General features: G+C 44.7%; 13 protein-coding genes. 8 read left to right on the plus strand and 5 right to left on the minus strand.

Annotation, left to right across the window (positions count from 1 at the left end):
* The first annotated feature begins 319 nt into the window (after positions 1-319).
* Positions 320-2,017 (plus strand): YdiU family protein, encoded by a 1,698-nt coding sequence (locus Q7V21_RS04010; RefSeq protein WP_304916040.1) that lies wholly within the window; start codon positions 320-322, stop codon positions 2,015-2,017.
* A 203-nt stretch (positions 2,018-2,220) separates the two neighbouring features.
* Here the strand turns inward: Q7V21_RS04010 and Q7V21_RS04015 are convergent, their stop codons facing one another.
* Positions 2,221-2,454 carry a diguanylate cyclase gene (locus Q7V21_RS04015; RefSeq protein WP_304916041.1) on the minus strand — a complete coding sequence of 78 codons (234 nt, stop codon included), beginning with the start codon at positions 2,452-2,454 and terminating at the stop codon, positions 2,221-2,223.
* Here Q7V21_RS04015 and Q7V21_RS04020 point away from each other — a divergent pair.
* From Q7V21_RS04020 to Q7V21_RS04035, 4 genes are all read left to right on the plus strand, one after another.
* The gene (locus tag Q7V21_RS04020) at positions 2,449-3,021 is read left to right on the plus strand and encodes a hypothetical protein (RefSeq protein WP_304916042.1); all 573 of its coding nucleotides are present in this window, start codon (positions 2,449-2,451) and stop codon (positions 3,019-3,021) included. The two genes, Q7V21_RS04015 and Q7V21_RS04020, sit on opposite strands and share 6 nt — an antisense overlap.
* 589 nt (positions 3,022-3,610) lie before the next feature.
* A complete protein-coding gene (locus Q7V21_RS04025; RefSeq protein WP_304916043.1) occupies positions 3,611-3,895 on the plus strand; it encodes a hypothetical protein in 285 nt (94 codons plus the stop codon).
* Positions 3,896-3,950: 55 nt separating this feature from the next.
* Positions 3,951-4,337, plus strand: coding sequence for a 4a-hydroxytetrahydrobiopterin dehydratase (locus Q7V21_RS04030; RefSeq protein ID WP_304916044.1), 387 nt, complete (start codon positions 3,951-3,953; stop codon positions 4,335-4,337).
* A 14-nt stretch (positions 4,338-4,351) separates the two neighbouring features.
* Entirely contained in the window at positions 4,352-4,723 is a 372-nt protein-coding gene (locus Q7V21_RS04035; RefSeq protein ID WP_304916052.1) for a DUF2237 family protein, read from the plus strand.
* A 27-nt stretch (positions 4,724-4,750) separates the two neighbouring features.
* Here the strand turns inward: Q7V21_RS04035 and Q7V21_RS04040 are convergent, their stop codons facing one another.
* The 3 genes from Q7V21_RS04040 to fae form a co-directional block, all read right to left on the minus strand.
* On the minus strand, positions 4,751-6,679 hold the full coding sequence (locus tag Q7V21_RS04040; protein WP_304916045.1) for an ATP-dependent DNA helicase: 1,929 nt from the start codon (positions 6,677-6,679) through the stop codon (positions 4,751-4,753).
* 36 nt (positions 6,680-6,715) lie between these two features.
* Entirely contained in the window at positions 6,716-7,216 is a 501-nt protein-coding gene (locus Q7V21_RS04045) for a hypothetical protein (RefSeq protein WP_304916046.1), read from the minus strand.
* A 165-nt stretch (positions 7,217-7,381) separates the two neighbouring features.
* Positions 7,382-7,933, minus strand: a complete 552-nt coding sequence (gene fae / locus Q7V21_RS04050) for a formaldehyde-activating enzyme (protein WP_304916047.1) — start codon at positions 7,931-7,933, stop codon at positions 7,382-7,384.
* Positions 7,934-8,065: 132 nt separating this feature from the next.
* On the opposite strand from fae, the gene Q7V21_RS04055 reads away from it, so the two are divergent.
* Positions 8,066-8,461 (plus strand): group II truncated hemoglobin, encoded by a 396-nt coding sequence (locus Q7V21_RS04055; protein ID WP_304916048.1) that lies wholly within the window; start codon positions 8,066-8,068, stop codon positions 8,459-8,461.
* Positions 8,462-8,463: 2 nt separating this feature from the next.
* A complete protein-coding gene (locus tag Q7V21_RS04060) occupies positions 8,464-9,210 on the plus strand; it encodes a molybdopterin-binding protein (RefSeq protein WP_304916049.1) in 747 nt (248 codons plus the stop codon).
* Here Q7V21_RS04060 and Q7V21_RS04065 read toward each other — a convergent pair.
* The gene (locus tag Q7V21_RS04065; RefSeq protein ID WP_304916050.1) at positions 9,195-10,109 is read right to left on the minus strand and encodes an AEC family transporter; all 915 of its coding nucleotides are present in this window, start codon (positions 10,107-10,109) and stop codon (positions 9,195-9,197) included. The genes Q7V21_RS04060 and Q7V21_RS04065 overlap by 16 nt on opposite strands.
* A gap of 105 nt (positions 10,110-10,214) precedes the next feature.
* Between Q7V21_RS04065 and Q7V21_RS04070 the strand changes: the two genes are divergently transcribed.
* Positions 10,215-10,405 (plus strand): hypothetical protein (locus Q7V21_RS04070; protein ID WP_304916051.1); only part of this gene is annotated, 191 nt, incomplete at its 3' end.

The raw sequence follows: 10,405 nt of genomic DNA on the forward strand, positions 1-10,405 counted from the left end.
CAGAATAGAGAGGGGGATCATATGTAATTTCAACTCATTTTGTTGTTGACGCTTACTACGGTAACATTTGGGATCAAGTTTGTATGGCAATCCATAAAACAGACATCTCTAACTATCAGATAGTAATCACATGTGAGGCTGCTGTCTGAGATTTGAATCCTTCCAGTGAAACGAAGACAGGGTTCAAGTTATACTCACAAGTCTTGCCCCGCAATCGAGCAAACCTCCATTGTGATTGAACACGCAGCAGGTAAGCCCCCTTTATTCCTGCCTCATTTGGAAACCTATGATAAAGCGATCGCCCCAGCAAACCGATTCTATGGAATCCATCTCCAATCTCGACAATCTTGCTAAGTTAGCAAGCTACTCGTATATGGACACGCTCAACGCTGATCCTGAAGCGACATCCAACGGGGCCGACCACTATCCCCGTCAAGTCTTCTCAGGCCACTATGTCCCGGTCAGTCCCACGCCTCTCGAAAACCCCGAGTACGTCACGCACAGTAAAAATCTATTTCGCGAACTGGGTTTCGCCGATAGCATGGCTCAGTCGACAGACTTTATGCGTGTGTTTTCCGGCAACCTTGCAAACGTTCCGGAGCCGATGCGTAAGATTGGATGGGCGACTGGCTATGCACTTTCTATATATGGCACTGAATACAAACAGCAATGTCCGTTTCAGACTGGCAACGGATACGGAGACGGTCGGGCTATTTCGGTGCTAGAGACCGTTATCAACGGTCATCGCTGGGAAATGCAGCTAAAAGGTGGAGGCCGTACGCCATATTGTCGCGGCGCGGATGGTCGCGCTGTTTTGCGATCAAGTGTTCGAGAGTTTCTGGCACAGGAGCATATGCACGCCCTTGGGGTTCCAACTTCACAGTCTCTGAGTCTGTACGTATCGAAAACCGAGAAAGTAAAGCGTCCATGGTACTCAGAAGGCTCACGTTCGAAGGATCCAGATATGGTTATATTGGAGCCAGCAGCTATCTCGACACGAGTCGCACCGTCTTTCATTCGGGTTGGCCAAATTGAGCTTTTCGGTCGTCGTGCCCGTAATAACGAGCATCCACAAGCAAGGGAAGAGCTGGAGCAGATAGTCTTACACCTCATCGATCGTGAGTATGAAGACGTCATTGACCAAAGCCTGAGCACTCCAGAAAAAGTATTGTTGCTTGCCCGCGAGTTCCGAAGCCGACTGACATCACTAGTTGCCAATTGGATCCGTGTCGGCTATTGCCAAGGTAACTTCAACAGCGACAATTGTGCTGCAGGTGGATTCACACTCGACTACGGTCCATTCGGATTCTGCGAACTGTTTGATCCGTACTTCCAGTCATGGACGGGAGGAGGCCAACACTTCGCATTTTTGAATCAACCTAATGCAGCAGAAAAAAACTTTCAGATGTTTTGTACAGCATTGCGTCCGTTGCTGACTTCAGATCAGGACACCCTGCGAGAACTGGACGAAATGCAAAGCAACTTTGCATCAGTAATGCAGGTGCAAATGGAGAAAATGTGGGCAGCCAAACTTGGGCTTGATACCTTTAACACGGAGTTATTTAGCGAGCTGGTATCGCTGATGATGCAAACATCGGTTGATTACACCATTTTCTTTCGCGAACTATCATCGTTGCCCGACGATATTGAGCCACTCAAAAAAAGCTTTTACCAGAACCGGAACTATAATCTAGACCTCGAACGGATGAATAATCTTTGGTCAGAATGGCTCAGTAAATGGAAAGCGATCATTACGATCAACACCACCGATACTCTTGATGAACTCTCTAGAAAGATGAAACTGGTGAACCCGAAATACAGTTTGCGGGAATGGTTCGTGGCACCGGCTTATCAGCAAGCGGCGGCGGGGGACTACTCTCTACTTCGAGAACTGCAAGAAATCATGACCAAGCCATACGAAGAGCTATCAAAAGAGGTAGAAGAGAAATATTACAGGCTGAAGCCACTCAAGTTTTTTGAGGTCGGCGGACTATCGCATTACAGTTGCTCGTCTTAATTTTACGAAATAGCCAGAATCATTGACGCCACTAATTAATCGAAATTAAGAACCCAGGATCATCTACGTTTTTCGATTAACCAATGATCAAAACATTCAGAATTTAAAATCTTGCCGGGGTTGGTATCGTAAAAGCTCTCAGATTTTAAATTCTGAACTATTTTAGAAAACTCTCTATTAATTTTTGCCAATCCTAATGCCGTTCAGAATATCTGCACCCTATTGCGTCCTTCATGCTTGGCTTTGTACAACGCCTGATCTGCCTCCCGATACATCGCATCCAGCGTCGCCTGTGAACCGGCATCAACAACCCCGGCGCTGAACGTGATGTGCAGTTCCGTGCCGTCTGGCGTGAGAATGGAGTGTTGAGCGAGTACATCGCTCAGCCGTTGCACAGCTTGACAGGCATCCCGAGCATTAATGAAAGTAATGTGCATCGTCCACACACAGTAATTGGCTACGCTCGAGGCAATGCTATGAATATGGGCACTACACTTGCCGTTTACGCCTCGATCTGCAGAGCAACGGCTAAACCATTCGTGTTTCCAGGTTCGCAAATTCAGTGGAATGTACTAACCGATATGACCGATGCATTAGTTCTGGCACGTCAGATGGAGTGGGCCGCAACAACTCCAGGCGCAGCAAATCAGGCATTCAATACGGTCAACGGTGACATTTTTCGCTGGAGACGCATGTGGCGTGAAATCGGCGAGTATTTCGGTCTTGAAATCGCGGATTGCCCCGAATCTCCTGAATCGTTGGAATCACAGATGGCCGGAGCCGATACAATCTGGCGTGAGATTGTTAAAAAGCATGATTTGGTTGAGCCCGACATTAGCAAACTAGCTTCTTGGTGGCACACCGATGCTGACCTGGGTAGGGAGCAAGAGTGCGTTAACGATACGACTAAGTCTCGTGAATTTGGTTTTGATCATTTCCGCGAAACAAGAGCTGCGTTTTTCGATCTATTTGATCGGCTGCGTGCTGAGAAGATTATTCCATGATTAATGAATAAGTCAGTAAGAAGACGATCTTCAAAAACAGTTTGCAGTACAGATCTTAAATAATATCGTCAGTGGATGGTGGCATGAAGAAGATCCCGCGGATGCAAGAGAAATGCATGAATATTTAAAACGGAAAAATCTTTATGACGAGATTAAGAACCTAAGAAAATCTAAATTTCTTGATTAACCAAATTACCAATCATTCAGAATTTAAAATGTTGTGGGGTTTGTATGGTTAAAACGCTCAGATTTTAAATTCTGAACCTTTTTAAAAAACCAATCTTTTTTGTCATAACCCACATTATCGGAATATCTATCGAAACAGATCGACACAGTTTGTTGGGTGAGTTCTGCTCAATTTCTTGTCGATCCATAAGTTCGTATAATGTATATTATGTTAAATTACGTACTGATTAACAGTATCTATGGTGAATGTAAGTGCTTAGCAACTTAAATATGCAACTCTGTCCCTTTTGTCTTAATTCAGCCGTAAAGTTGCAGTTTCTGACGTCGTTCTAACCTATGTAAAAGCAGTATTTGTTTTTTAAGCGTTACGATAAAAACTCTATTTGTTAACTGGAGAAAAATCATGACTGCTGATTTTATTAAAGACGCCAATTCTATTGAGCAGATTGTGGATGGTATTAATACTGCTGAAGAATCCCCTGGTGTGAAATATTTTGGTGAATACAAATTAGATAGCGGCGAAAAACTGGCCGCACATTATGCTTATGATCAGGTTTCGAAATACGAACAGATTACTGATGATGAAATTAGAACTCATCTTGAAGAGCTTAGATCTAAAGATGCACATTTCGATATTGATGAGGCAATGAGGATTGCCAAACAATTCTGCCCTAACTGCGAAAACTGATAATGCTTTACACTGTCAGTTCATAAACTCTTTAACAAAAAATGAGGTATCGACGATGAGCTGGAGAGAAACTGAAAACGAAAAAACCTATACCGATGCTGAAGTTGAGCAACGACTCAAGGCAGAATTACCTAACTGGTATCTGGAAAATGGCTGGATTCGCCGTAAATATAAAACCAGTGGTTGGAAATCCACATTAATGGTGGTTAACACTGTCGGTCATTTGGCTGAAGCCGCTTTCCACCACCCTGACCTCACGGTTTCCTATGCGTTTGTCATTGTTAAACTGACTAATCATGCTGCCAAAGGCATTTCGGATAAGGATTTTGAACTGGCCAGTAAGATTGAAGAAGTTATTATGTGGCAACCCGGCTTAGTTGAAGGCAGCGCTCTGGTTGGTACTCCGGATGATGCACGCTTTAAATACATTAAATACGACTGATTATGGAATTGGATATCAGCCCCGCTTTAAATGTTCTGGGTGAACCGTTACAAAGCTGTAGCCATGATCCTGTCACCGGTTTTTTCCGTGATGGATGCTGTAATACCAGTGATCAGGATTTTGGCTCGCATACGGTTTGTGTTGAACTGACTCAGCCGTTTCTTGAGTTTTCGCGTTTCCGGGGCAATGATTTAAGCACTCCGGTTCCGGAATTTGATTTTCCAGGTTTAAAGCCCGGAGACAGATGGTGTTTATGTGCACAGCGATGGCTTGAAGCACAGCAACATGAGATGGCACCTAAAGTGGTTCTGGCCAGTACTCATCAACGTGCAACAGAAATAATTCCACTGGAATTATTAAAGAAATACGCATTAGATTTAATGTGACATATCGGCTATTAGCTATTGATTTAATTAGGTTTCTATAGCAGATTTAAGTTGTCGTTTACTAAAGAAACCTTCTACTTGTGTGATGTCCTGTGTGATTGGCATGGCAGGTAAACTGCGCATAAACACTTTGCCATAAGGTTTATTCAGCAACCGCGGATCACACAGGATTAACACACCATGATCCTGTTCATCACGAATTAATCGACCTATCCCCTGCTTTAACTGAATGACGGCAGCCGGGATCTGAATGCTGCGAAATGGATTACCGCCCCGCTCTTTTAGATTGTTAATTCGTGCTTCCAACACCGGATCACCTGGTGAAGCAAACGGAATCTTATCAATTAATACACAGGATAAGGCTTCGCCTCTGACATCAACACCTTCCCAGAAACTATTGGTGCCGAGTAATACCGCATTGCCATGCTGACGGAACTCTTCCAGCAAGGTTGCCTTCGCCCCACTCCCCTGCACCATTAATGGATAGTCCAGATCGGCCAATAATTCAGCAACTTCATGCATTGCCCGGTAACTGGTGAACAACAGGAAAATTCGGCCCTGACTATGCAAAATAACTTCTTTTGCGATATCCGCAACATACTGATTGTAGCGATGATCTGAAGGTTCTACTGGAATACTCGGAAGGTACAAAAGACTCTGTTTGGCATAATCAAATGGACTGTCCCAACTGGCATATTCGGCATTCTCAATACCTAGATGCTGGCAGAAATGGTTGAATTTACCAGCAACGGTTAAGGTTGCCGAGGTAAAGATCCAGGCCGCGGGTTTTTCTTCCAGCCATTGCTGAAAATGCTGGCTGATTTCAAATGGCGTGGCGTGTAATACAAAACCGGTTGGCCGATTATCCAGCCATAACACCAGATTATCGTCATTTTGTTCAGTAAATAATTGAATGATATTGAGTAATTCAGTGGCTCTTACATGGCATTGAGACAGGCCGGGACTACGCACTGCCAAGGGTTCAAGCTCTGACTCAAATACTTCAATATAGTCTACTAACTCATTGAAATGGTTTTTAATTTCATCATTGAATAATTGCGTTAGCCAGGGTGTGCGTTGTTCAACATTGCCAATATGTAACCGCAGTGTTTGCAACTTGGCTTGCAGTTTTTCGGCATGCAATGCGAGCGTCTGACTATCGGCAGCATGATCCTGCATTTCCTGCACACTATCCCGGCACAGTTCAACGATTTGATGGCTGCTGATGCGATTGCCGAGAAATTGTCCGGCAATGGCCGGTAACTGATGTGCTTCATCAATAATAAACGCATCGGCAGTGGGTAAAACTTCACCCTGTCCAGCCGTTTTCAAGGCAAAGTCAGACATCAATAAGTGATGATTAATCACCACAATATCGGCTTCCTGTGCCCGGCGACGCGCTTCTACAATAAAACATTGCTGATACTCGGGACATTGTTGCCCCAGACAGTTATCTACAGTTGAGGTGACCCTTGGCCAGAGGTTGGATTGGCTTTCCAGCAGATCAGACTCACTTAAATCGCCATTTTTAGTATTTTGTGACCAGTCACGTAACGATCGTAATGTGTCAGTCTGTGACAGTAATAAAGGATCCTGTTCTGCCAGGGTCAATCGATGATGACAGAGATAATTGCCACGGCCTTTTAATATGGCAGCTTGAAATGGCACAGCCAGCGCTTTACGCAAAGTCGGCAAGTCGCGTCTAAACAATTGATCTTGAAGATTTTTAGTGCCGGTGGAGATAAACACTTTTTGCCCGGATAGGATAGCTGGGGCTAAATAGGCAAAGGTTTTGCCGGTGCCGGTACCGGCTTCAGCGACTAAAACAGTTGCAGATGCCAAGGTATCTGCAATACGTTGCGCCATTTCCTGTTGGGCCTGACGTGGGTGATAGCCTTTGATTTGCCTGGCAAGAATGCCGCCTTCACCAAAAATCTGTTGTAAATCATCCTGCATAACGTATTCCGGGAAGTCTCAAGATATCGACATAACTCACGTCGCCTGATTATCCCAAATCTCTGGTTCAACACCATTTTCGGCGGTCCAGACCCGTTCACCGATGATCTTGAATTGTGCTATCGACATGGCACCGCGTTTTTTACGGTTGCTGTCACGTTCATTAAGCGCTTGCTGGATAACGTCTTTAGTCGCATAAAACATTTCGACCGGCTGATATTCATCATCAAACAACACCAGCAACACCCCATCCCATTCCTGAGCGGGATTAAGCTGACCGATCCGCGGAGTGGATTTACTGCTATCAAAAATGGCCCGACCTTTAATCACCAGTTTCTGATCGGCTAATTCACCACTTTTACCTATGGCGTCATAACTGGAGTTCAAATTATCCAGCAACTGTAAATCCAGGGATTTTGATGCGTCATAACGCGCAATTTCACCGGTCACAGGTAATGTGCTGCCTGTCGCCTGACGATAGCGTGCGGCCAGCTGTCGGGTTTCATGCATTAATTTATCGATGGAATATAAATCCATTATTTCACTGGCCGCCATTATTCATATATCGCTGCATTATACATCGCAAAAAAAACGGTCTGCCTGCTTTCGCAGACAAACCGTAAATTTTGTCGAGGCTGTGAATAAAACTACTAAGGTCAGTTGACCCAAAAATATGACCACAGCCAATGCAAAAAAATTCAATCAGGATTTTTTCGCATCCAGTTCTTTCTGATAATACTTGTGAACCAGTTTGTCCTGATTTTCCAGCAAGTAATCAATGCTAGGCTCATTGTTCATTGCTTTCTCGATTGCACGCGTAGTTGCACGGCGATGCACATCAAACAATGCTTCATGATCCAGATTTTCAACTGTAGTGATACCTGGGTTTAACCACACAGAAACAATAATGCCGAGATCGTTTGCTTTTTCTTTAGGAATAATGCCTTTACGCACTGCATCCAATACGCCATTGGCAATTGCACCTTGTACCGTACCCATCAGGATATTGGTATAGGCGGTGTTCTTAACAGTCACTTTACTGACCATAATGGTGGCTGGACGAACCTGAACATCAGTATTCATCAGCGCTAATACGCGCGAGTGACCTTTGACCTGATCACCCATTAAATTCGCAAATGCGATTCCAACCGGTCCATCCAGTTCGCCGATAACGACTTCTGGTTCTGCAGCTGTTAATGGTGGGCCATCTGCGATCAGTGCTTCACCGGTTCGCATCACAATTCTTTCACTCATAAGCTATTGCTCCTTTTGTTGTGCTAAGAGAACAGCCCATTATCCCGGTCTGCCCCCCATGTCGCAACCTTATAAGCCTTTATGAGTACATCGATGCGGAGTAAACTGCATGGATTTGAGCTTGGATTCAGCATGGCGAATATCGCAACACCCTATGAACGCATTGGCGGCGAAACTGGTGTCAGAAAACTCTGTCATACCTTCTACACCACCATGTGTGAAACACCGCAAACCCAGTTAATACGGGGTATGCATCCACAAAATATCCAAATCAGTGAAGATAAGTTATTTATGTTTTTAAGTGGTTGGTTGGGCGGACCTTCTTTATATATAGAAAAATATGGCCACCCGAGATTAAGAGCCAGACATTTGCCCTTTTCCATTGGCATAGAAGAACGTGATCAATGGTTGTATTGCATGGCACAGGCACTGAAATCAATGGATCTTGATCCGTTATTTGCCGAACAGTTAATGAGTTCATTTGCCCAGACCGCAGATTTTATGCGTAATCGACAAGAAATGGAGTAAACATGCATATCGGAGCCGTTATTATTGGTGATGAAATCCTCAGCGGCAAACGTCAGGATAAACACTTTAATCAATTACAGATGATGCTGGCCCAGCGTGGTCTGGAACTGAGTTGGACCTTGATTGTAGGCGATGATCCACAACAGCTTGAGCGAGCATTACGCTATAGCATGAACAGCGAGGATCTGGTCTTCAGCTTTGGTGGTATCGGTGCCACACCCGATGATCGAACCCGGCAGACCGTTGCCAAAATTGCTGATGTGCCTTTAATTCCGCACCCCGAAGCAATCGCAGAAATTGAAGCTCGTTTTGGTGAAACTGCTTATCCAAACCGTGTTTTGATGGGATATCTACCTGAAGGTTCACAGATAATTCCAAATACAATCAATCGCATACCGGGGTTTTCTTATGCGAATCATCACTTCACACCTGGCTTTCCGGAAATGGCCTGGCCAATGGTGGAATGGGTTTTAGATAACCGTTATGCACATTTAAAAAACCAGCGACCGGCTGCTGAGCAGATTATTTTTGTGCAGCGAGGACGTGAATCCGATCTGTTATCGGTAATGAATCAAATCGTTAATGATTATCCACAACTGAAATTATCCAGCCTGCCGCATTTGGGAGAGCCGCCACATATTGAATTCAGTTTACGCGGTGAAGCAGATGAGGTTGAACAAGCCATGCAACTGATTAAACAGGCCATCGAACAAGCCGGTTTTGTCTGGTCTGATCAATTAATCCAGTAAAACCACAGCGGCAAACTGACCATACACAGCACGGTGGTTAAGGTCACTGCTGCTGCATAAAGTGATGTATCCAAACCGTAGCGTTCACAGATCACAATCCCGAATACCATGGTAGGCATCGCCGCCGATAAAATCACAGTGGTCATTATTTCGGTTGGCAGGTTTAATGCCTGAGTTACTAACCAGACACCTGCAGGTGCAATAAACAAGGTAATAATCGCCACCGGCAATAACAGTGGCAGTAGGTTTAAACGCAGACTGTGCCAGCGAATACTCATTCCCAGTGCAATCAGCATTAGTGGCACTACCCCACCCGACAGGGTTTGCAACGCAGAATGAATAACTTCCGGCCTTTCAACATCCAGCAAATTCAAAATGACAGCAATGGTCACTGCCCATAACGGCGGGATTTTCGCCAGGCTTTTTAACGGATGCGAGGACTGATCGTGATTGCCATAATAGCCGGCCATTAACATGCCTAAAGTCATCAACACCGGCGTACAGGCGAATAAGTCATATTGCAGAATAATGGCGTTTGACCAGCTTCCCAGCACTTGATCCAATACCGGTAAACCCAAGTAAGTCACATTGGGAAATGTCGCGGCCAAAATCAAAGCGCCTTTTTGGGCATTGGTCACTGGAATTCTTTTCAGCACCAACCAGATAGCGAGCGCTGCTGTCGCCAAACCACTTATGGCCAATAACGAAATCTTCAGCGAATTGATATCCAGTGGTGCTTGCCAGATAACGTCAATCACCATTGCCGGCAACAATATATAAAACACCAGATCGGTAAGCGCCCGACGATGTGCCAGCGCCGGAATATGTTTAGGCGCCAATGCTTGCCAAAGCGTACCACATGCAATTAGTACCGCCATTTGCGCCAAAACTGTAAACATCGGAAGACTACCTTCAAGGAAGAGTGAGAGATCGTATCAACGCAAAGATGAAAACAAAAGCACAATCCTTGCTGATTTTCGCCAATATCTCAGGATTTAGCTTGCTTGAGCGTTATCGCACAGGTAATGTTAGCCCGATTACTGGAGGATGCTGTAAAACGCCTGTCTCATGCTGATTCCAGCCTGATGATGCCTTTCATATTGAGGTTGTATCTTATGTCTTTATCAAAACAATTACTTATCTTGCTAACGCTGATTTTTCTGATTGTGTTCTCAGTAAATTTTGTCATGAGCAT

This window comes from Methylophaga sp. (genome assembly GCF_030651745.1).

Coding starts and splice junctions, on each gene's coding strand:
- Q7V21_RS04045 (WP_304916046.1), bottom strand. CDS start 7,216: ATGGATTTATATTCCATCGATAAATTAATGCATGAAACCCGACAGCTG.
- Q7V21_RS04055 (WP_304916048.1), top strand. CDS start 8,066: ATGGCGAATATCGCAACACCCTATGAACGCATTGGCGGCGAAACTGGT.
- Q7V21_RS04040 (WP_304916045.1), bottom strand. CDS start 6,679: ATGCAGGATGATTTACAACAGATTTTTGGTGAAGGCGGCATTCTTGCC.
- Q7V21_RS04025 (WP_304916043.1), top strand. CDS start 3,611: ATGACTGCTGATTTTATTAAAGACGCCAATTCTATTGAGCAGATTGTG.
- Q7V21_RS04065 (WP_304916050.1), bottom strand. CDS start 10,109: ATGTTTACAGTTTTGGCGCAAATGGCGGTACTAATTGCATGTGGTACG.
- Q7V21_RS04010 (WP_304916040.1), top strand. CDS start 320: ATGGAATCCATCTCCAATCTCGACAATCTTGCTAAGTTAGCAAGCTAC.
- Q7V21_RS04030 (WP_304916044.1), top strand. CDS start 3,951: ATGAGCTGGAGAGAAACTGAAAACGAAAAAACCTATACCGATGCTGAA.
- fae (WP_304916047.1), bottom strand. CDS start 7,933: ATGAGTGAAAGAATTGTGATGCGAACCGGTGAAGCACTGATCGCAGAT.
- Q7V21_RS04060 (WP_304916049.1), top strand. CDS start 8,464: ATGCATATCGGAGCCGTTATTATTGGTGATGAAATCCTCAGCGGCAAA.
- Q7V21_RS04015 (WP_304916041.1), bottom strand. CDS start 2,454: ATGCACATTACTTTCATTAATGCTCGGGATGCCTGTCAAGCTGTGCAA.